The organism is Comamonas sp. GB3 AK4-5, assembly GCF_041320665.1.
Taxonomy (GTDB): domain Bacteria; phylum Pseudomonadota; class Gammaproteobacteria; order Burkholderiales; family Burkholderiaceae_C; genus Comamonas.
In genome coordinates this window covers 715,415-737,117 of record NZ_CP166730.1, presented here as the reverse complement: position 1 = coordinate 737,117, position 21,703 = coordinate 715,415, and the positions used below count along the sequence as shown (strand labels likewise).

Annotated in this window: 9 protein-coding genes; 4 read left to right on the top strand and 5 right to left on the bottom strand. The window is 62.4% G+C overall.

Annotation, left to right across the window (positions count from 1 at the left end; translation table 11 throughout):
* Position 1 precedes the first annotated feature (1 nt).
* The 4 genes from urtB to ACA027_RS03170 form a co-directional block, all read right to left on the bottom strand.
* Positions 2 to 907, bottom strand: a complete 906-nt coding sequence (gene urtB / locus ACA027_RS03185) for an urea ABC transporter permease subunit UrtB (RefSeq protein ID WP_370680955.1) — start codon at positions 905 to 907, stop codon at positions 2 to 4.
* Between the two features lie 33 nt (positions 908 to 940).
* Positions 941 to 2,128, bottom strand: coding sequence for an urea ABC transporter substrate-binding protein (gene urtA / locus ACA027_RS03180; protein WP_370680954.1), 1,188 nt, complete (start codon positions 2,126 to 2,128; stop codon positions 941 to 943).
* Positions 2,129 to 2,519: 391 nt separating this feature from the next.
* A complete protein-coding gene (locus ACA027_RS03175; protein ID WP_370682500.1) occupies positions 2,520 to 3,899 on the bottom strand; it encodes a heavy metal sensor histidine kinase in 1,380 nt (459 codons plus the stop codon).
* A gap of 5 nt (positions 3,900 to 3,904) precedes the next feature.
* Entirely contained in the window at positions 3,905 to 4,597 is a 693-nt protein-coding gene (locus ACA027_RS03170) for a heavy metal response regulator transcription factor (protein ID WP_370680953.1), read from the bottom strand.
* Between the two features lie 177 nt (positions 4,598 to 4,774).
* Here ACA027_RS03170 and ACA027_RS03165 point away from each other — a divergent pair, with 177 nt between their 5' ends.
* The 4 genes from ACA027_RS03165 to ACA027_RS03150 all read left to right on the top strand — a co-directional run bounded on the left by ACA027_RS03165 (position 4,775) and on the right by ACA027_RS03150 (position 11,172).
* A complete protein-coding gene (locus tag ACA027_RS03165; protein ID WP_370680952.1) occupies positions 4,775 to 6,058 on the top strand; it encodes a TolC family protein in 1,284 nt (427 codons plus the stop codon).
* 20 nt (positions 6,059 to 6,078) lie between these two features.
* A complete protein-coding gene (locus ACA027_RS03160) occupies positions 6,079 to 7,446 on the top strand; it encodes an efflux RND transporter periplasmic adaptor subunit (RefSeq protein ID WP_370680951.1) in 1,368 nt (455 codons plus the stop codon).
* A 13-nt stretch (positions 7,447 to 7,459) separates the two neighbouring features.
* The gene (locus tag ACA027_RS03155; RefSeq protein ID WP_370680950.1) at positions 7,460 to 10,633 is read left to right on the top strand and encodes an efflux RND transporter permease subunit; all 3,174 of its coding nucleotides are present in this window, start codon (positions 7,460 to 7,462) and stop codon (positions 10,631 to 10,633) included.
* Positions 10,634 to 10,827: 194 nt separating this feature from the next.
* On the top strand, positions 10,828 to 11,172 hold the full coding sequence (locus ACA027_RS03150) for a DUF4148 domain-containing protein (RefSeq protein WP_370680949.1): 345 nt from the start codon (positions 10,828 to 10,830) through the stop codon (positions 11,170 to 11,172).
* 214 nt (positions 11,173 to 11,386) lie between these two features.
* Here the strand turns inward: ACA027_RS03150 and ACA027_RS03145 are convergent, their stop codons facing one another.
* Positions 11,387 to 21,673 carry a retention module-containing protein gene (locus ACA027_RS03145; protein ID WP_370680948.1) on the bottom strand — a complete coding sequence of 3,429 codons (10,287 nt, stop codon included), beginning with the start codon at positions 21,671 to 21,673 and terminating at the stop codon, positions 11,387 to 11,389.
* Positions 21,674 to 21,703 lie beyond the last annotated feature (30 nt).

Sequence of the window (21,703 nt, the reverse complement as noted above, 5' to 3'; positions counted from 1 at the left end):
TTCAGCCCCTGGCGCGCAAGGCAAACAGGCCTTGCGGGCGGAAATAGAGCACCACAATCACCAGCAGCAAAATGCTGACCCGTGCCATGGAGCCACTCATCACAGACTCCAGCACCGTCTGCGCCTCGGCCAGGGTGAAGCCCGACATGGCAGTACCCAGCAGGTTTTGCACGCCCCCGAACACCACCACGATGAAGGCATCCACGATGTAGAGCTGGCCTGTTCCGGGGTTGGTGGATCCCACCATGGTGAACACGCTGCCGGCAATGCCCGCCAGGCCCGCACCCAGCGCAAAAGTCATGGCGTCGACGCTTGCGGTGTTGACCCCGACCGCGGACCCCATGAGGCGGTTCTGCATCACCGCACGCACCTCAAGCCCCCAGCGCATGCGATAGAGCAGCCCATATACGGCCACCGCCACCACGGCGGTCAGGACAATGATGAAGAGCCGGTTCAGCGGAAATTGCAGCGCTGTGGTGGGTTCCCATGCCCCCGCCAGCCAACCCGGCAAGGGCACGCTCACCTCCTGTGCGCCGAAGATGCTGCGGTAGGCTTGCTGCAGGATCAGGCTCAGCCCCCAGGTGGCCAGCAAGGTGTCCAGCGGGCGGTTGTAGAGAAAGCGGATCAGCCCCCGCTCTATGGCGTAGCCCGCCACAAAGGTGACGGCAAAGGCCACTGGAATGGCAATGAACAAATACACGGCCATCCACCAATCGGGCAGCCAATGCTCGCAGAGCTTGGCAGTCAAATACGTGGCGTAGGCACCCATGGCCATCAACTCGCCATGCGCCATGTTGATGACCCCCATGAGGCCAAACACAATGGCCAGCCCCAGCGACATCAGCAGCAAAATGGTGAACAAGCTGATGCCGTTGAAGGCCTGCATCACCGCAATATCGAAGCTCATCGCCATGCCCTATTTCGAAGTGCGTACAGGGGTTCAGAACTTGGGAAACGGGTTGGGCGTCATCAGCCCCGCAGACTCCCACACCACCTCGAACTGCCCATCCGGCAGCGCCCGGCCCACGCGCACCTTTTTGTAGACATGGTGGTTGCTCTCGTGCACACGCACCGTGCCTTCGGGGGCTTCAATCTCCAGGCCGGCCGAGGCTGCGATCACCTTCTCCGGGTCAAAGCTCTTGGCCTTTTCCACGCCCAACTTCCACAGATACACGCTGTTGTAGGCCACCTCCATGGGGTCGCCGATCACCCGCTCTGCGCCATATTTGGCCTTGAAGGCTTTGACAAAGCGCGCATTGGCCGGAGTCTTCAGACTCTGGAAATAGCCCATGCAGGCGTAATAGCCCACGGCGTTGTCGCGGCCTATGCCGTCAATTTCGTTTTCCGACACCACGGTGGACAGCAGCACCAGTTTGCTGCCATCCAATCCAGCAGCGCGCAGCTGTTTGTAGAAGGCCACGTTCGAGCCCCCCACCACAGTGCTGTAGATGCAATCGGGCTTGGCGGCCTTGATCTTGTTGATGATGGAAGAGAACTCGGAATGCCCCAGCGGGGCGTACTCCTCGCCCACCACCTTGCCTCCGAGCTTGACCAGGGCCTGCTTGGCGATCTTGTTGCAGGTACGCGGATAGATGTAGTCCGAACCCACCAGGAAGATGGACTTGCCCTTGTGCTTGACCATCCACTCCATGGCGGCCACCACCGACTGCGTGGCCTCCTGCGAGGTGTAGATCACATGCTTGTCCTGCTCCTGGCCTTCGTAGTAGGTGGGGTAGTACAGCAGCCCCTTATTGGCGGCCAGCGCCGGCAGCACGGCTTTGCGCGAGGCCGAGGTGTAGCAGCCAATGATGGCGGCCACCTTGTCACGCTCCAGCAGCTTGCGGGTTTTTTCGGCGAATACGGTGTTCTCGCTGGCACCGTCTTCCAGCACCACTTCGATCTTGCGCCCCAACACGCCACCGGCCGCATTGATCTCCTCGACAGCCATTTTCTCGGCATCCACCAGCGAGGCCTCTGCGAGTGCAATCGTTCCCGACAGCGAATGCAGCAAGCCCAGCTTGACCGTCTCCTGCGACCATGCAAAGCCCGGAACACCTGCTCCGGCACCCGCCAGAACAGCCCCCCCCATTGCACCCACTACTTTGCGTCGGGAAATGTTGGTATCCATGGAATCCGCCTCCTGCATGAGAGCGCTGCGTTGAAAACCGCTGTACAACAGCGGCGGCTGACGAAGCCGCAGGCAGACACCCGGCTCGCACAGGCATGCATCAGCCCAACCTCTGAAAGAGGTTGTGCAAAACAAGACGGTGGGAGTGCCAAAAACAAAAAAAGCCCAAGTCAGAAAACTGACTTGAGCTTCATTGCTCGGAACGCATCTGGCAGCACTGGCAGATGGATTCCTGTATCTGGTCGCGGTAAATCGTGTGTCAAATTCTAGAAGCCAGGGCGATATACGGCGAATCAGCAATTACCCTAGATCGCCGCACACCAGCGCTTTGCCGCACTCCGTCGACCTGCTCGCTGCCCACCCTGACGGCCATGCCAATGGCTGGACAGATTCACGACATCGGCAGCAAAAGACCGATACGGGTTTCACCGTGGGCCGATTCCGCAAAGGCTTTTCCATCATGCATGCGTGCAATCGCGGCGACGATGGCCAGGCCCAGACCATGGTTGCGATCGGCGTGAGAGCGTGCGACTTCGGCGCGATAGAAACGGTCAAAAATACGCGGCAAATCCAGGGCTGCAATCCCCGCACCGGCATTGCGCACGGCCACCTGCAAATGCTGGTGCGCCCAAGGCCCAGGCTCCGCACCTCTGGGGGCAGCTTGGACCCCTATCTCGATGACCACGGTGGAGCCAGGCTGTGCATAGCGCGTGGCATTGCCTAACAGGTTGGACAGCGCACGGCGCAGCAGGCGCACATCCACCGATGCGGCCACATCGCCCTCTATGCGCACCTGCAGCCGGGCTTCCTGCAACGCCGCTTCATGGAATTCGGCCACCTCCTGCGCCAGGGCCGCCAGGCTGGGCACCGCGCTGCGCCGGGCTTCTGCGCCGCGGTCTGCATGCGAGAGAAACAGCATGTCGGCCACGATGCCGGCCATGCGCTGCAAGTCTTCCAGATTGGACGCCAGAATCTCTTGCAGCTCGGCCGCGCCACGGGGCTTGCGCAAGGCCAGCTCGCAGCTGCTGATCAAGGTGGTCAGGGGCGTATTCAGCTCATGGGCCACATCGGCATTGAAGGCCTCCATCTGCTGGTAGGCCACGGCCAGCCTGTCCAGCAGTGCATTGAACTGCGAGATCAATGGCCGCAGTTCCTTGGGCTGGTGACTGTCGTCCAGCCGCCGGTGCAGCTCCTGGGCTGACAGGCTTCGCGTCTGCTCCACCAGCGAGCGCAAGGGCTTGAGGCCCAGGCGTACCAGCCAGGTGCTGGCCAGCGACACCAGCAAGGCGCCCGCCACGGCGGCCAGGCCCAATGTCCAGGCCAGATGGCGCAGCAGGCGGTCATCGGGTCGCTGGTCCAGCCACAGCACGGCCTGCATGGGCCGCACACCGCCATCCGCCACAGGCACCTCCACCGCGAACCGGCGCGAGGTGCTGCGGTCCGCATTCTCGGGCTGGCGCAAAAGCTCGTACACCCGGTCTCCCGAGGCCGATGCAATGCGCAGCGAAAGCTCGTCGTGGCCCGTCAGAAAGTCGTTGAGCATATGCGTCAAGGCTTCCGGCGAATGGGTGCCACGGCTTTCACCCAAGAGATGCTCTATGGCTTCTTGCTTGTGGTCCAGGGCATCTTGCTGACGGTCCTTCAAGGTCAGGGCAATGGCCAGATACACCACCACGCAGACCAGGCCCAGGCCCACAATGGTTTGCAAGGCCAGTGCGCGAGCCAGGCGCCGGGCCAGATGCGGCACCGGCGCTGCGGAAGCGGGGAGCATGGGCTTCATGGCGTGCGCGACTCCAGCACATAGCCCATGCCGCGTATGGTGTGCAGCAGCGGCTGTGCAAACGGCTGGTCCAGCTTCAGCCGCAGGCGCCGCACGGCCACTTCCACCACATTGGTCTCGCTGTCGAAGTTCATGTCCCAGACCTGCGAGGCCAGCTCGGTGCGCGACAACACCTCACCCTGGCGGCGCAGCAGCAGGCTCAGCAGATTGAACTCCTTGGCCGTGAGCTCCAGCCGCTGCCCTGCACGCATGGCGCGGCGGCGGATCAGGTCCAGCTCCAGATCCGCCAAACGCAGGGTGGTCGCTTCGGGGATGGCTTGCGCGGCCCCCGGCCCGCTGCGCCGCAACAGCACATGCAGGCGCGCCACCAGCTCTGAAAACGCAAAAGGCTTGACCAGGTAATCATCAGCGCCGCCCTGCAGGCCTTTGACCCGGTCCTCGACCTGGCCCCGTGCCGTCAGCATCAGCACCGGCGTGGACTTGGTTTGCCGCAGCGCCGCCAGCACGGCCAGCCCGTCAATGCCCGGCAGCATGCCGTCGAGCACGATGAGGTCGTAGTCCAGCTCGCAGGCCAGGTGCAGGCCGTCGATGCCGTTGTGGGCCACATCGACCACAAAGCCTTCTTCCGCCAGGCCTTTGGCCAGGTAATCGGCCAGCTTGATTTCGTCTTCCACGACCAAGAGTTTCATGCCCGCGATTTTGGGATAGGCCGCCGCTTTTTGAAAATGACATATTTGTCATCTGGCGGTCAGGATGGCGAAGGCCGCATTTTTTTAGAGTGGCCAGGCCCACCCGCTTTCCTCTTTTCACACGGGCACCCGCAAGCCCGGCAGACGATGGATGTTGCCCGGCAAGGAGCTTCATCCATGATTTTCGCCTCGCCCCATCGCAGTTGCCGCCCCACCGATGTGCTGCGCCATGCCTTGTTGCTGGCCTGTCTCGGCCTGACGGGCGTGGCAGGCATGGCGCAGGAAAAGCCCGGCAGCGCAGTGACCGCCTCCCCCTTGACATGGGAAGCGGCTGCGGCCCAGGCACTAAGCCAGCACCCGCGCCTGCGCGCCGCGCAGCGCGGTCTGGAAGCCAGCGACGGCGCCATGCTGCAAAGCCGCGCCCGGCCCAACCCCGAGCTTTCCTACGCCCAGGAGGACACCCGCAGCAGCACACGCAGCAGCACCGTGCAGTGGAGCCAGACCCTGGAGATCAACGGCAAACGCGCAGCCCGCATGCGCGCCGCCGAAAAAGAGCGCGACCTGTCACAGGCCGAACTGGATGCGGCCAAAGCCAGTCTGCTGGCCGATGTGCGCATGGCCTTCTTTGGCTTGTTGGCCGCTCAGCAGCGCACGGCCCTGGCTGCGCAAACACTGGACATTGCCCGCAGCGCACGCGAGGCCGCAGGCAAACGCGTGGCGGCCGGCAAGGCAGCCCCGCTGGAGGAAAACCGTGCGCGCGTGGCCGAGTCCAGTGCCCTGCTGGAGCAGGCCCAGGCCCAGGCCACACAGAGGGTGGCACGCCAACACATACAGAGCCTGATAGGGGAGAACGCTCCCGCATTCACCGAGGCACAAGGGACATTGGACGCCCTGCCCGCGGTGCCGGATGCCCAGGTGCTGCAAGAAGGGCTGGAGCAGGCCCCTGCCCTGCAGCAGGCCCGCTCCGTGCTGGAGCAAAGCCGTGCCACGGCCGATCTGGAACGCGCCAAGCGCGTGCCCGACCCCACGCTCAGCCTGGGCGTGAAACGCGCCCAGGAGACGGCCCGCAACCAGATCGTTTTCGGCGTCTCCATTCCCCTGCCCTTGCTGGACAGCAACCGAGGCAACCAGCTCAAGGCCTTGCGCCTGGCGGACCAGGCCGAAGACCGCCTGCAGGCCACCCGGCTGGAGCTGCAAGCCCAGCTGTATGCCGCACGTGAGGCCCTGGAAACCAGCCGCCAGCAGGCCTCGCAGCTTTCCACGCAGGTACTGCCCACGGCCCAGGCGGCCTACGAGGCCGCGAGCAAGGGCTTTGCCCTGGGCAAGTTCAGCTACCTCGATGTGCTGGATGCCCAGCGCTCCTGGTTCGACATGCGCAACCAGTACCTCGACCAATTGCTGGCCACCCACCGTGCGGCGGCCGAAATCGACCGTTTGCTGGGTCTCACCACAGGCCGCTAACTTTCCACATCGCCACCACCATGAACGAAAAAAATCCAGCGCCCCAGGCCTCCCGCCGCACCCGGGTGGCCATTGCCGTCATCCTGGCCATCGGCGCCCTGTCTGCCGTACTCATTCTGCGCAGTGGTCCCGACAGCGGCGGCAGCAGCAATGCCGGCGACGACGGCCATGGCCATACCGAGGCGGCCGGCCATGCCGATACTGAGCACCACGGCACCCCAAAAAATGGGGACCACCAGGATGAAGACGGGCACGCCGATGGCGAGCACCATGACGATGAAAAGGGAAAAGAGGCCGCCGTGCCTGCACCCAAACCGCAGGCCGAAGCGGGACATGACGAGGATGAAGGCCTGATCCCCATGGATGCACAGCGCACCCAGGCGGCAGGCATACAGACCGCAGAGGCCGGCTCTGCCGTCGTGCGCACCATGCTGCAACTGCCCGGCGAGATCCGCTTCAACGAAGACCGCACCGCCCATGTGGTACCGCGCGTGGCAGGTGTGGCCGAATCCGTGCCGGCCAATTTAGGCCAGACCGTGAAGAAGGGGCAGGTGCTGGCCGTGCTCAGCAGCGCAGCCGTCTCCGAGCAGCGCAGCGAGCTGCAGGCTACCAGCCAGCGCCTGGCCCTGGCCCGCACCACCTATGCGCGTGAAAAGCAGCTGTGGCAGGAAAAAATCTCGGCCGAGCAGGACTATCTGCAGGCCCGGCAGGCCCTGCGCGAAGCGGAGATTGCCGCCTCCAACGCCCAGCAAAAGCTGGCCGCCACGGGCGCTGGCGCAAGCGCTGGCCCAGGTGGCGGTGCACTCAACCGCTTCGAGCTGCGCGCGCCTTTTGATGGTGTGGTGGTGGAAAAACACCTGGCCGTCGGCGAAGCCGTGCAGGACACCACCCAGGTCTTCACCATCTCCGATCTGCGCTCGGTCTGGGCCGAAATGCGCGTGGCGGCTACCGATCTGCCCGCCGTGCGTGTGGGTGAAAAGGCCACGGTAAAGGCCACGGCCTTTGCCTCTTCGGCCACGGGCGACGTGGCCTATGTGGGCGCCCTGATCGGCCAGGAGACCCGCACCGCCCCCGCACGCATCACCCTGCCCAACCCCGATGGTCTGTGGCGCCCTGGCCTGTTTGTGAATGTGGAGCTCACCGCCTCTTCGCAGACCGTGCCTCTGGCCGTGGCCACCCCCGCCATCCAGCGCATGGACGCCAAGCAAAGCGTGGTGTTCGTGCCCGTTCCCGGAGGCTTTCGCGCCCAGCCCGTGCGCTTGGGGCGTGCGGATGCCCAGAGCACGGAGATTCTCGAAGGCCTGAAACCGGGTCAGACCTATGTCACCGAAGGCAGCTTCATGCTCAAGGCTGAACTTGGTAAGGCCACAGCGGAACACACGCACTAAGCAAAGGCCGCACATGTTTGAACGCATCATCCGATTTGCCATCGAGCAGCGCTGGCTGGTCATGGTCGCCGTGCTGGCCCTTGCGGCCCTGGGCATTTACAACTACCAGCGCCTGGCCATCGATGCCGTGCCCGACATCACCAATGTCCAGGTGCAGATCAATACCCAGGCCAGCGGCTACTCACCGCTAGAGGCCGAGCAGCGCATCACCTATCCCATAGAAACCGTGATGGCAGGCCTGCCCAATCTGGAGCAGACCCGCTCGCTGTCGCGCTACGGTCTGTCCCAGGTCACGGTGGTGTTCAAGGACGGCACGGACATCTATTTCGCACGCCAGCTGGTCAACGAGCGCATACAGCAGGCCCAGAGCCAGTTGCCCACCGGTATCACGCCCTCGCTGGGCCCCATCTCCACGGGCCTGGGCGAGATCTACCTGTGGACGGTGGAGGCCGAGGACGGCGCCAAGAAGGCCGATGGCACGCCCTACACCCCCATGGACCTGCGCGAGATCCAGGACTGGGTCATCAAGCCCCAGCTGCGCAATGTGCCGGGGGTCACCGAAATCAACTCCATAGGCGGCTTTGCCAAGGAATATCTGGTGTCGCCGCGCCCCGAACAATTGGCGGCCTATGGCTTCACCCTGGCCGATCTGGTGACCGCGCTTTCGCGCAACAACCTCAACGTCGGTGCAGGCTATATCGAGCACCAGGGTGAGCAGTACCTGATCCGCGCACCGGGCCAGGTCACAGGCATGGACGACATCCGCCAGGTCATCGTGGGCTCTGCCCAGGGCCAGCCCATACGCATAGGCGACCTGGCCGAAGTCGGCCTGGGCCGCGAGCTGCGCACCGGCGCCGCCACCGACAACGGGCGCGAAGTGGTGCTGGGTACGGTGTTCATGCTGATTGGCGAGAACAGCCGCACGGTCTCACAGGCCGTGGCCGCACGCATGGAGCAGATCAACCGCAGCCTGCCCCAGGGGGTCAAGGCCATCACGGTGTATGACCGCACGCATCTGGTCGACAAGGCCATCGCCACGGTAAAGAAAAACCTGCTGGAAGGGGCGGCCCTGGTGGTCGCCATCCTGTTCCTGTTCCTGGGCAATCTGCGCGCGGCATTGATCACGGCACTCATCATTCCGCTGTCCATGCTGTTCACCTTCACCGGCATGGTGCACTACAGGGTCAGCGCCAATCTGATGAGCCTGGGGGCACTGGACTTCGGCATCATCATCGACGGGGCGGTGGTCATTGTGGAGAACTGCGTGCGCCGGCTGGCCCATGCACAAGAAGCACGGGGCCGCGCCCTGACCCGCAGCGAACGCTTCCACGAGGTGTTTGCTGCCGCCAAGGAGTCGCGCCGGCCACTGCTGTTCGGCCAGCTCATCATCATGGTGGTCTATCTGCCCATCTTTGCCCTCACCGGCGTGGAGGGCAAGATGTTCCACCCCATGGCACTCACGGTGGTGATTGCCCTGGCCGGTGCCATGCTGCTGTCCATCACCTTCATCCCGGCCGCCATTGCCCTGTTCATGGGCGACAAGGTGGCAGAGAAGGAAAACCGCCTCATGGGCTGGGCCCGCCGCGCCTACGCACCGCTGCTGGAGCGCGTCATGGCCGCACCCTCCGTGGTGCTCACGGCTGCAGGCGTAGCTGTGGCGCTCTCTTTGCTGCTGGCCACGCGCCTGGGCAGCGAATTCGCCCCCAACCTCAACGAGGGCGACTTCGCCATCCAGGCCCTGCGCATCCCGGGCACCAGCCTCACGCAGTCGCTGCAGATGCAGATGCAGATCGAGAAAACCTTGAAGCAGGAATTCCCCGAAATCGAGCGCGTCTTTGCCCGCACCGGCACGGCCGAGATCGCCTCCGACCCCATGCCGCCCAATATCTCGGACGGCTACATCATGCTCAAGCCCCGAGAGCAATGGCCCGACCCGGCGCGCACGCGCGACGATCTGCTGGCCGCCGTGCAGGCGTCGGTCAACCGCATACCGGGCAACAACTACGAGTTCTCCCAGCCCATACAGCTGCGCTTCAACGAGCTGATCTCGGGCGTGCGCAGCGATGTGGCGGTGAAGATCTTTGGTGACGACATGGCGGTGCTGGAAAAGAGCGCACAAACCGTGGCCGGCATGCTGCAGCAGATTTCCGGAGCCTCCGAGGTCAAGGTCGAGCAGACCACCGGCCTGCCCATGCTCACCATACAGATAGCCCGCGAGAAAGCCTCGCGCTACGGACTGAACATGGGCGATGTGCAGGACACCATCAGCACGGCCCTGGGCGGGCGCGAGGCCGGCACGGTGTTTGAAGGTGACAAGCGCTTTGACATCCAGGTGCGCCTGCCGGATGCCGTGCGCAACGATATGCAGGCCATGGGCCGCCTGCCCATTGCCTTGCCACGGGGAGCCGATGGGCGCCTGGGCTTTGTGCCACTGTCGACCATTGCCACGCTGGAGATCGCACCCGGCCCCAACCAGGTCAGCCGCGAGGACGGCAAACGCCGCATCGTGGTCAGCGCCAATGTGCGCGGCCGCGACATAGGCAGCTTTGTGGGTGAGGCCCAGCAGCGGCTGGAATCCCTGCAGCTGCCCACCGGCTACTGGACACGCTGGGGTGGCAGCTTCGAGAACCTGGAGTCTGCACGGCAGCGCCTGGCCATCGTCGTGCCCGCAGCCCTGCTGATGGTGTTTGTGTTGCTGTTTGCCATGTTCGGCAATGTGCGCGATGGGCTGATCGTGTTCACCGGCATTCCTTTTGCGCTCACCGGTGGCATTGTGGCGCTGTGGCTGCGGGACATTCCGCTGTCCATCTCGGCCGCCGTGGGCTTTATTGCCTTGTCCGGCGTCGCCGTGCTCAATGGCCTGGTGATGATTGCCTACATCCGCTCCCTGCGTGAAGCAGGCCGGCGCCTGTACGACGCCGTGACCGAGGGCGCGCTGACCCGTCTGCGCCCCGTGCTGATGACGGCCCTGGTGGCCTCGCTGGGCTTTGTGCCCATGGCCATTGCCACGGGCACCGGTGCCGAGGTGCAGCGCCCGCTGGCCACGGTGGTGATTGGTGGCATTTTGTCGTCCACCATTCTCACTCTGCTGGTCCTGCCTTTGCTGTACCGACTGGTGCACCGTAGGGATCTGTCGGAAACCGAAGAGGTGGCCCCGCCAGTTGCAAAGGCTGAACAACCCGCTTAAAAATAACACCTCACTCCCACACAAGCCATGGCCATTGCGGCCATGGCTTTTTTCATGCACCACCTCGCGGACATGACGGCAATGTCACCTGGCAGTTGGCTGCATGTCGGCATGCGGTTTCTAGACTTCTTCCATCCTCTTTCGCAATGTTTTTTTGAAACCAGAGGATGGTTTCTTCACCCTAGGAGTTTGATATGGCACGCCGTTTTTATTTCGCACCTTTCACCGCTGCCGCCCTGCTGGTCGCGAGCTTCGCAGCCCCTGGCATGGCCGCGGCAGAGAGCTATTGGCACCCCACCAACAACGAAGCCGGGGCCAAGGCCTACCCCGAGCATTTCAAAAGCAGCAAGACCCGCGCGCAGGTACAGGCCGAAGCAGCCGCAGCAGCGCGTGAAGGTGCCTCCCGCTTCAACAGCAGCAATTACCCGGCACCGGTGAAGAGCGAAGGCCCCGGCAAAACCCGCCAGCAGGTTATGGATGAGCTGACCCAGGAAACCCCTGCACAGCGCAATGCGCGCCAGCAGGCGCTGGCGGGATAAGAGCGTGTTCACGACCTAAAGGATTCGCAAAGAAAACCCACAAAAAAAGCGCTCACGGAGCGCTTTTTCTTTCATAGCAGCGAATGCATATGCATGCTGCATTTCCGGGTGGTTTTTCTCAAAACTGCAAGCTCGGTCTGCCCACAAAATCACGGAGCAATTCCCCGGACGCCTGGCTGCGGTGGGCGATGCCACCGCGGCCAGGGCCCCCGCTTTAGACCTGGTCCACCTTCAGGCGCCCATCGCTGAGCATCTGCCTGACCAGGTCTTCGGACGAGCTGCCATTGAGCAGATCCACCCCTTGCAAGGTGATCTGCTGGTCCACCTTGGAGGTGAACGAGCCCGGGTCCTCATGGTTGAAGTCACCGGAGCTGGAGATGCGCAGCACCGTGTCGTTACCCTCTTTGCTGAAGCTCAGGTACTTGCCCAGGTTCTCCGCGTTCTCGCCTTGCAGCAGGTCTGCCAGGTCCAGCACATCACGGCCATTGCCGAAGTCGGTCACCACGTCCTTGGCCGCCAGGTTCAGGCCCTTTCCGCCTTCGTCCCCCTGCTTCCAGACAAAGATGTCATCGCCTTCACCACCAATCAAGGTGTCATTGCCGGAGCCGCCAATCAGGGTGTCGTTGCCGGAACCACCGATCAGCACATCGTTGCCGCTGCCGCCTTCCAGGCGGTCGTCACCAGCACCACCACGCAAGATGTCGTCGCCCGCGCCGCCAAGCAAGGTGTCGTTGCCGGAGCCACCGATCAAATTGCCATGGTTGCTGCTCGAATCCTCCAGCACCACACCGGCTCCGCTTTGGCTGTTCAAGGTGAGGTCGAAGCTGCCAGAGATGGTGTGCGAGGCGTCGCTGCCATCCACGGTGTGGGCCGTGAAGCCGATCTGCAGGCCGGCTGCACCGCCGTTCTGGTCGGTCAAGGCATCCTTGGCCTGGATAAAGCCCAGGTGGTCCAGATCGTTCTGGCTCAAGCCATTCAACGTATAGGTATCGGTTGCCTTGTCGTAGCTCGCCGTGTGCAGCGTGCTGCCCACATAGAAGCTGGCATGCTCACCCAGACCCGTCAGGGTCAGGGTCACCGTTTCCTGCGAGCTGTCACCGGCACCTGCGGACTGTCTATCCTTCATGGCCAAATTCAGATTGAGGGCAATGATGTCACCCTCACGGCCAAAGGACTGCTCCACCACCGGCGTATCGGTCTCGAAACCATCGGCCTTGGGGGCCACTTCCAGCTGGAAGGTGGCGGTATCCACACGCTGGCTTTCGGGATTGCTGCGCTCACCGCTGAGCACGCGCAGCTCCAGGTTGTCCAAGGTACCGCTCCAGTTCTGCGGTGCCTGGATGCTGATGACGGGGAACTTAGCCCCATCCACCGGAATGCTCCAGTTGGAGCCGGTGTTGACGGCCTGCACCACCGCACCATTGGCATCCGTGTAGAACACCAAAAAGCCATTGGGCAGGTGCTCCAGCGTCACCGTGTGGATCTGCTCGGAGCCATCGGCATCCAGCAACTTGCCGGAAATATCCAGCGTGATCAGGCTGGTTCCGGTCTGGTTTTCGCTGCCCTTGACCGTACCCACATCACCGTTCTGGTAGGGGTCGTTGGAGCCCACGCTTGTGAACTCGAAGCTGTTGTTGATCTTGTCGGTCACCACCGTGCCGCTGTTTCCTTCGCTATTCACCCAGCCTTCCGAGACAGAGCCTTGCTCCTTGCTCTGGACGGAGACTTCCACCTGCAGGCTGCCATTGACGTACTTCTGTCCATCGGCCGGCTGGTAGTGCAGACCCGTGATGCTGGTGCTGCTGCCGTTCAGCAAGGCGTTCTGGGTCGCAGCGTCCAGCGTCAGCTTGTAGCTGCCATCGCTTTCCGGGGTCAGCTCGGTGTCGCCATAGAACAGCTTGCCACCGCTGAAGCCACCACCCTCGGTCAGCTTGATGACCATGGTGCCATTCAACAGCGACGGACCATCGACACCACGGCTGAGATCGACCTGGATGGCAATGTCGCTTCCCTCCTTGGGATGCTCGCCCGTCGGCACGCCATGGGCATCGGCGGCAGACAGCGAAACTGCAGCGTTCACGCCATCGGTCTCGGGGGTCAGGGCCACCTTGTCATTGACCTTCACCACGGTCTGCGCGCCCGTGGACTGCACATGACCGGCAAAGGTCGCATCGATCGACATGCCACCGAAGTGGTCATTCAGATTCTTTGGCGGCGTGACCTCCACCTTGCTGAGCAAGGCTTCCAGCTCTGCCGTGTTTTTGGCGGTGCCGGAGATCAGCCACAGCACTTCCGCACCATCATCATCGCCCACCTTGATGGCTTGCAGCGCATGTCCATCCTGGGTGATGGTGGTGCCGGCCGGCAGCTTCAGGCTCAGCGTGAAGGCCACATCCTGGCCGTTCGGGTTGTGGCTGATCGCTGCATCAAACAGGTCGCCCAGTGTGAACTTCGCATCTTCCTTGCCCACGAAGTTCGGGTTCTGTGCAAAGTCCAGCTGCACCGGCGCGCCGGGCTCGCCACCCGTGTTACCACCCGTGTAGTCCGTCTTGAGCTCGTACTGCGTGGAAGCGCTGGGCCGATTTTCGGCCCCCTTGTCATGGCTGATCACCTGAATGCCAATCGTGGCATTCGCGTGGTCGACCAGTCCAGAGCCCGCAGAGAAAGACAACTTCGCGTCGATGGCGCCGCCATTCACTGTCGCATTGAACTGTGCCAGTTGCGAAGGCGTCACGTCCACCAACCACTTACCGTTGTCCAGTTGGTGCGCGACACCGACAGGCACGCCATCAATGGTCAATCCATTGACGGTCAAGCCGTTGGGCACGCCCGTCACCAGCACCTGAATCAGGGACTCGCTGCCGTCCTGGTCGGGGGAGTCCAACACAATCCCCACCTGGAAGCTGCCTGCGCTTCCCAGCGTCACGCTGGGCACGGAGCCTGAGGTATCAGTCACCAGGCTGGCGCCGCCGCTGGTGTCGGAGGTGATGCCATCCAGGTGGACGCCGACCTGATCGGTCACCGGCTTCACATGCAGCTGGTAGTCCTGGGCATCGCCCAGCTTGGTCACGGGGTCTACCGTGCCATCGCTGGACTTGTCCGTCACCTCGTACTTGACCGTGAACTTGAGTTCGGGCGCATCGGCCTGGTTGTCGGCCTTGTTCTCCGTGGTCGGCTGGGCAGTCACTTGTCCGGCCTGCTTGGCATCCAGCACATACCACTTGCCACCTTGCGCATCCGTGACCACCTTCACACCTGCGGCGTCCAGGGGCTTGCCATTCAGGAACAGCTGGAAGCCCTTGTCGGTGAATTCCTCCACCTTTATGTGTACATGGGTCAGGGTTTCGTTTTCCCCTTCCGGCACGCGGATGGAGAAGTTGACCGCAGACTCGCGATCCTCGTACAAGGTCGTATGGACCGAACCTGTGGATTCCGGTGACGGCGTGATGATGGCCACCAGCGTTTGCGTGGCATGGGCCTTCCAGTCGCCGTCGTTTTCCGTGGTGACCGGCGTCACCTTCACCGACACGGTGCCGCTGAAGTTTTCCGGCCCCGTGATGGTGATGGCCTTGAGTGCGGCCTCCGAATCCACGGCCCAGACACGGTCTGCACCGCTGCCGCCCAGATAGCGAGCGCCTTCCAACGAGAAGCCTTCCGGCAGACCCGTGATCTGGAAGCTCAGTTTTTCGGAGCCATCCGTATCCACCTGGTGCACGCTCTCGATCATGTCGCCCAGCGTGATCTTGGCAGCGCCGCTGTCCAGATCGGCCTCGGTATAGCTGTGCGCCTTGGCCTCCAGGCTGGCATCGTCGGCTACGCCAACGACCTTGACGGGCAAGGTCTGCACATTGCTCCAGGCACCGGTGCTGGTGTCAAAGCCATTCAGTGCATCCACGGTCTGGGTCTTCACTTCCAGTCCGAAGTCGACGTTGCTGTTGGTGGGCGGCGTCACGCTCAGCCCAGCGCTTTGCTGGAAGTCCGTGATCACCACCGACCAGGTGCTACCGTTTTTGACCACTTCAATGCCGGCCACACCCGTGGTATCGGCCGTGATGTCCACGCCGTTGTAGTGCAGGGTGGCACCGGCCGGGATCTTGGCAATGCTGACGTTAAAGGTTTCCGAATCATCCGAGCTGGAGGGGCGGATGGACAGGGCAATTGCCGTGTCTTCCAGCCCTTGCGCCGGCTTGACCGACAGGGCGGCCAGATCGGCGTCCGGCGCTACCTTGATGGTCAGGCTTCCCGCGTCGGACACTGCAGTATCGGGCGTGCCGCTGCCTTCGTGGTCGTCGTCGTAGTCATAGGTCTTGGCCTGGAACTGGATCTGGAAGGTACCCGCGTCGTTGTGGGGCGCCTGGAACTTCAGGCTGGCCAAGGCCTCCAGCGGTACCTCGATGGGCTTGCCGTTGTAGGTGGCGGATCCGCCATCCCAGGTAAAGACCGAACCAATGGCCGGACTGCTGCTTGACCCATCGGCCGACAACTTCACCGGCGTCAGCAGCACGGTGGTGGTTTCGTCCGCGTCTTCGTTCTTCCATCCGGCCTTGTTCAGCAAAGCGGCCGATTCGATATTCAAATCGAACACCGTGTCTTCTTTGCCCACAAAGTCGTAGACATGGTGCTCGGTCGGCACGGTCAAGTCAGGGGTGCCGTTACCGTCCGAATCCTTGTTGCCCGTGCTTTCGGCCACCGGTGTCACGGTGATCTCCACCGGTTTGGTGACGGTCTTTTCGTCGCTGACGGCTTGGCCATTGACAGTCGAGGTGTCCACCGTGGTGATGGACAGGTCCACCGTCGCGTCCTTGCTGCTGTGTGCGGGCGGCGTAAGTTTGAACTGGCTCAGCACCTGCTCACGGCTGGCCTCGGAACCAGCGCTGAACTGGATCACATAGGGGTCAGCATGGGTGCCCGAGCCCGTCAGGGTCCAAACTGCACCACCTGCCAAACCGGCTACTGGCTGCCCAGTCAGCGCCCAGCCATCCGGCAGCTCAAACTGCACCTTGGTGATGACCTCGGTGCCGCCCACCATATGGGTGTCGGTCACACGCACGCCGGCCATGAAGGCCACTTCCGTGTCTTCGGGGATCGCCTTGGGGTGACGGACCTCCACATCTCCGGCTACTGGCGTGACATGCAGATTCAGCGTGACAGCGTCGCTCAGAACCTCGCCATTTTCCTTCGCACCATCGGGGTCCTTGTCCTGGGACTTGAGCGTCACCGTGATGCCATTGATATCACCACTGAAGTCCTGGGGTGGCGTTACCTTGATATCCGGCAGGCTGCTGGCGTCCTTGCTAGTGATGTGAACGTTCACCACCTGGGTGGTGCTATATATCAGCGTGCCGTTGACATAGCTGCCCACGGGCAGGCCCGTCACTGCCAGCCAACGCACTTCACTGCCATCCACGTCGGCCGTGGTGTTGCCATCCTTGCCGACGTCCAGATTGACCTTGAGCAGCGGCGTCAGGTTGTAGCTGCTGTCTTCCTTGATCGTCAGTTCATGGGAATCCTGACCATTGATCTTGAGTTCGATGGGGTCGGTCACGGCATGCACCTTGACCTCCACCGTGGTGGAGCCCGGCTTGCCGTTCACACTGCTCAGTTTGGCGCCGTTCTCATCCACCTCATAGCTGGTCACGCTGACCGTCACCTTGAAGTTGGCACCGCTTTCAGCCGGTGGCAGCACCTTCAGCGCCTCGAACTGCTCCTTGGTCATCGAAAGTATCGCATCGCTGGTGCTGTCGCTGGTGTGGTTGCCGTTGGAGAGCTTGATGGTGATGGAGGTCTTCCCACCCACAAACTCGTAGACCACATTGCCAGCGGCATCCAGCAGCTTTGCGCCATCCGGGAAGCCGCTCAGCTTGATGGCCCCCAACCGCTCGGGATTGTCGCCAGCACCCGCACTCTGGTCGGTCGCATCGCTGGTCGTCGGTGTCTTCAGGCGCAGTGCCACGGCGACATCTTCGTCGGTCGTGACCGATGTCGGCTTGTCCAGCACCGGCGCATCGGCCACGGCGTTGACATTGACCTTGACCGTGCCGTGAATGGTGGAACCATCGTCCTTGAGGATGGAGAACTTCAGCTCGTCCGCCGCGTACTTATCCTTCCCTTGCAGCTGGTTGCTGTAGTCCTTGCTGGGCACATAGCTGATGCTGCCGTCCTTGTTGACGGTCACCGTGCCCTGCAAGCCATGGCCAGTGGTGTACTTCGTGCCGCCCTTGCCATCTGGCACACCCTGAAGCTGGCTGCCATCTGCGGCCAGCAACTTGATTTCGCTGGCGGCCACGTCGGCACCCAGAACAAAGGTGTTGCCTGACCAAGTGGCTTGGCTGTCTTCGTTCACGGTGATGGTCAGCTCCGAGCGTTCCACATCGTCCACCACGGTGACCTGGAACTTGCCCTGGGCCGTATCGCCATCGCTGTCCCGGGCTTCAAAGCTGATGGGCAGATCCAGCACATTGACCTGCACTCCGCTGCCATCCACATGGTCCAGCGCGCCCTTGAGCGTGAATTGGTAGCCGGCATTGTTGGTGGTGGCATTGGTGATTTCCAGACGGAAGATCTCTTCACCTCCAGCCCTGGCGATGATCACACCGTCCTTGAGAGTGATGCCCAAGGCGCTGCCGTTGGACTTCAAGCCCAGGTCTTGCAGTTGCTTAACAGTTTCCTCGGTGAAATAGGCCTTGGCACCCGCAGCATTGTCCGCACCAAAGTCCACAGCCAATGAGCCCGTCACCACGGTCGGGCCGGCATTGGCCTCGGTGCCCGTGGCCAGGTTCTTCTCCTCCACACGACCGTCTTGAGGCGCACCAATGCTGGGGCCGTCATCGGTAAACACCAGATTGGCACCGATGTCGATGCTGGTGCTGTGGCTGGCTTTGTCACCATCGCTGTCGGTAATGGTGGCCGTGCCGGTGAGCTTGACCAGCTCGTCCAGCATGTGCTGCGTGTCGCTCTTGTAGTCGCTGCTGTCCGACTTGCTGTGGTCTATGGCGCCGGTTTGCTCCAGCGTCACCTTGCCGAAGGCATCCACCGTGACGTTGAACACTTCCTTGCCGCCAGCCCCATCAACGATACCTACGATTTTCCCGTCACCCTGCTGCTGCAGGATGATGGTCTGGCCACCGCTCTTGAGGCCGGAATCCGCGCCGTTGACCACGCTCAGCGCATAGCTCCAGCTGATGTTGGCACCCTGGCCCTTGTCTGCGCCAAAGTCCGAGTTCTTGATCACAAAGGCGGTGGAGAAATCCACGCTGTCCTTGTCGGTCTTGCCGCCCTTCAGGTCGGCGTCGTCGGTGGTCAGAACAGGCTCCTGCACCCCGGCTTCGGTTTCGATGGTGGGCACATCATCGACCACGATCACGCCCAGCACGCCCTTGGATGATTCGGTCCCCGTGCCATCTGCGCCCTTGGCCACCACTTCCAAAGCAATGTTCTTCAGGGCTTCGTTCGCGCCCTGACCCGCTGCATGGGTTTGGGCATCCGTCAGTGTGTAGCTGTAGCTGATGTCCCAAGCCACGGCCTTGCCATCCACGAAAGCGGTAGGCGTAAAGCCTGTGATCGTCAACTCGCCATGGCCGGCGATGGTGATGGTCTTGCCTGCGCCCAGGTTTTGCAGATCGGCCAGCGCAATGACTTCGCCATTGATCTTGATGTGGTCCAGCCCCGAGCCCGCAGACACCTTCAAGATGCCGGAGGCGCTTTCGGAGGTGTCCGCCGTGCTGGTCAGTCCTTTTTCATAGACCGTGATCTGCCCGGAAATGGACGGCTTGTCCACCACCGTGCTGCTGACGCCGGCATCCGTCTGGCTGATCTGCAGGTCTTCAAAACCCTTGGTGACGCCGTCGTGGTCTTTGACGACGGAGATGGTCACCGTCAGGGTCTCGCGGTATTCATCCACCTTGTCAGCAATGGTCTTGACCGTGAAATCAGCAGATGTTTTCCCTGCATCGATGGTCACCGTCTTGGGCAGCTTGCCGACATCCGCACTATTGGCCGCGTCACCGCTCCAGTCCAGCGAAATGGTCACGCTCTTGCCATCCGCCACCTTGACCGGCTTGCCATCGGCATCCACCAGGCTCACGGTATAGACCAGGGCACCGCCTTCAAACACGGCCGACTTGTCCACATGGATTTGCGCAAAAACGGGGTCGCTGTCGTCCAGGATTTCGGTGATCGCCGGAGTCTTGTCTGCCACCAGTTTTTCAAAGGCACCAACCTGGCCTTCGTTGGCTTCGCTGATCGTTTTGATCTGGTTGCTGATGCTGTCCTTTTCCACATAGACATCATCACGGTCCACCGGCACCGGCTTGGATTCACCCGCACTGGTACCCGCCGCAATGGTGATCACCTCGCCATTTTTCAGCGTCACCGTGATGGCGTTGTTCGTGGTGACCGGGTTGCCCTTGGCATCCACCAGGCTGGCGGTGTAGACGATGGATCCACCATCTTCGATGGTCGATTCCGTCGCCCTCAGCTTGACCGTCACCACGTCAGCATCATCCAGCACATTGGTCGTCGTCGTGCTGCTGGTATCCAGTGCCTCGTAGTTGCCGCCCTCCGCCTTGGCAATTCCAATGCTTTGCTTTTCCGTGCCCTGCAGATAGCCATCGTCCGCCCGGGTGGACACGTCCACGCTGCCCGTGGTCTGCCCCATCTTGATGGTGATGATCTCGCCGGATTTGAGCGTGATCACCAGGTCCGAGTTCTGGGGCGCCTTGTCCACCGTGGCCGTGACGGTGATCTTCTCGCCCTCCACCACGCTCTTGTCCGAGGTCAGCACGATCTCGGTGGCGTCCTCGTCGTCCACCACATCCGTGTGGGTGGTGCTGCTCGTGTCCAGTGCCTCGTAATTGCCGCCGCTGGCCTTGTCGATTGCAAAGGTCTTGGTGTCCGTGCCCTGCAGAAATCCATCGTCCGCACGGGTGGACACATCCACGCTGCCCGTGGTTTGTCCCACCTTGATGGTGATGATCTCGCCGGTCTTGAGCGTGATCACCAGGTCCGATTTCTGGGGCGCCTTGTCCACCGTGGCCGTGACGGTGATCTTGTCGCCCTCGGTCACGCTCTTGTCCGAGCTCAGCTCGATCTTGGTGGCGTCCTCGTCGTCCACCACATCCGTGTGGGTGGTGCTGCTCGTGTCCAGTGCCTCGTAATTGCCGCCGCTGGCCTTGTCGATTGCAAAGGTCTTGGTGTCCGTGCCCTGCAGAAATCCATCGTCGGTACGGGTGGGCACGTCCACGCTGCCCGTGGTCTGGCCCACCTTGATGGTGATGACTTCACCAGTCTTGAGCGTGATCACCAGCTCCGAGTTCTGGGGCGCCTTGTCCACCGTGGCCGTGACGGTGATCTTGTCGCCCTCGGTCACGCTCTTGTCCGAGCTCAGCTCAATCTTAGTGGCGTCCTCGTCGTCCACCACATCCGTGTGGGTGGTGCTGCTCGTGTCCAGTGCCTCGTAATTGCCGCCGCTGGCCTTGTCGATTGCAAAGGTCTTGGTGTCCGTGCCCTGCAGAAATCCATCGTCGGTACGGGTGGGCACGTCCACGCTGCCCGTGGTCTGGCCCACCTTGATGGTGATGAGTTCACCGGTCTTGAGCGTGATCACCAGGTCCGAGCCCTGGGGCGCCTTGTCCACCGTGGCCGTGATGGTGATCTTGCCGCCCTCCACTACCTGCGCATCGGAAGTCAGCACGATCTCGGTGGCGTCCTGGTCATCCACCACATTCGTGCTGGTGGTGCTGGTCGTATCCAGCCTGTCGTAGCCTCCACCCGTGGTAGTGCCGACCTCAAAGACATGGTGGTCGGTGCCTTGCAAATAGGCGTCGTCGGTACGCGTTGCAATCTCCACGGAGCCGGTGGTCTGGCCCACCTTGATGGTGATGGTCTCGCCCGTCTTCAGCGTAATGACCAGATCAGAACCACGGGGCGCACGGTCCACCGTCGCGGTCACGATGATCTTGCCGCCTTCTGTTACCTGGGGCTGGGAGCTCAGCGTCAACGTGCCCTCGTACAACGGCGGCAGGGTGGTTCCGGCCTCGCCACCTCGGCGGTCTTCCACCAGCTCATCCCCTGGGCGGGGGTAGGCCAGCGCCAATGGCAGCGTGGCTTCCAGCACGGCGTTCAAACGCACAAAAGTGCTGCCGCCACCACCACCACCTTGCATGGTGGCTGCCGTGGGGTCCAGCTCCTCCAACGGGTCTTGCCCGGCATTGAGACGCGCGACCAGACTCTCCAGCTCGGGCGGCACCGCAGCCGCCACAGCGGCGTCGGCTGCAGGCACGTCATCGAAGAGCTCCGCATTCAGCGCCACATCCTGGTTCTCTCCCAGGGTCAAAGGCGGCTGCCCATCGGCCTGCAACTGCACCGTGCTGCCCGAAGCAGTCACCACCTCGGCATCCGCCGGAATCCGCATACCTTCACGCAGCGGTGTGAGGTTGCCATTCGTGTCGCGAATCCAAGCGGTTCCTGTCAATTGCGTTACGAGAACGGTCGTGCTGGCCATAGTTTTTTCCGTTTTGTCCGAGAGATGTCC

What these genes read in the sequence shown, in the direction of transcription:
- urtB (WP_370680955.1), bottom strand. Translation starts at nt 907, where the DNA reads ATGAGCTTCGATATTGCGGTGATGCAGGCCTTCAACGGCATCAGCTTG.
- urtA (WP_370680954.1), bottom strand. Translation starts at nt 2,128, where the DNA reads ATGGATACCAACATTTCCCGACGCAAAGTAGTGGGTGCAATGGGGGGG.
- ACA027_RS03175 (WP_370682500.1), bottom strand. Translation starts at nt 3,899, where the DNA reads ATGCTCCCCGCTTCCGCAGCGCCGGTGCCGCATCTGGCCCGGCGCCTG.
- ACA027_RS03170 (WP_370680953.1), bottom strand. Translation starts at nt 4,597, where the DNA reads ATGAAACTCTTGGTCGTGGAAGACGAAATCAAGCTGGCCGATTACCTG.
- ACA027_RS03165 (WP_370680952.1), top strand. Translation starts at nt 4,775, where the DNA reads ATGATTTTCGCCTCGCCCCATCGCAGTTGCCGCCCCACCGATGTGCTG.
- ACA027_RS03160 (WP_370680951.1), top strand. Translation starts at nt 6,079, where the DNA reads ATGAACGAAAAAAATCCAGCGCCCCAGGCCTCCCGCCGCACCCGGGTG.
- ACA027_RS03155 (WP_370680950.1), top strand. Translation starts at nt 7,460, where the DNA reads ATGTTTGAACGCATCATCCGATTTGCCATCGAGCAGCGCTGGCTGGTC.
- ACA027_RS03150 (WP_370680949.1), top strand. Translation starts at nt 10,828, where the DNA reads ATGGCACGCCGTTTTTATTTCGCACCTTTCACCGCTGCCGCCCTGCTG.
- ACA027_RS03145 (WP_370680948.1), bottom strand. Translation starts at nt 21,673, where the DNA reads ATGGCCAGCACGACCGTTCTCGTAACGCAATTGACAGGAACCGCTTGG.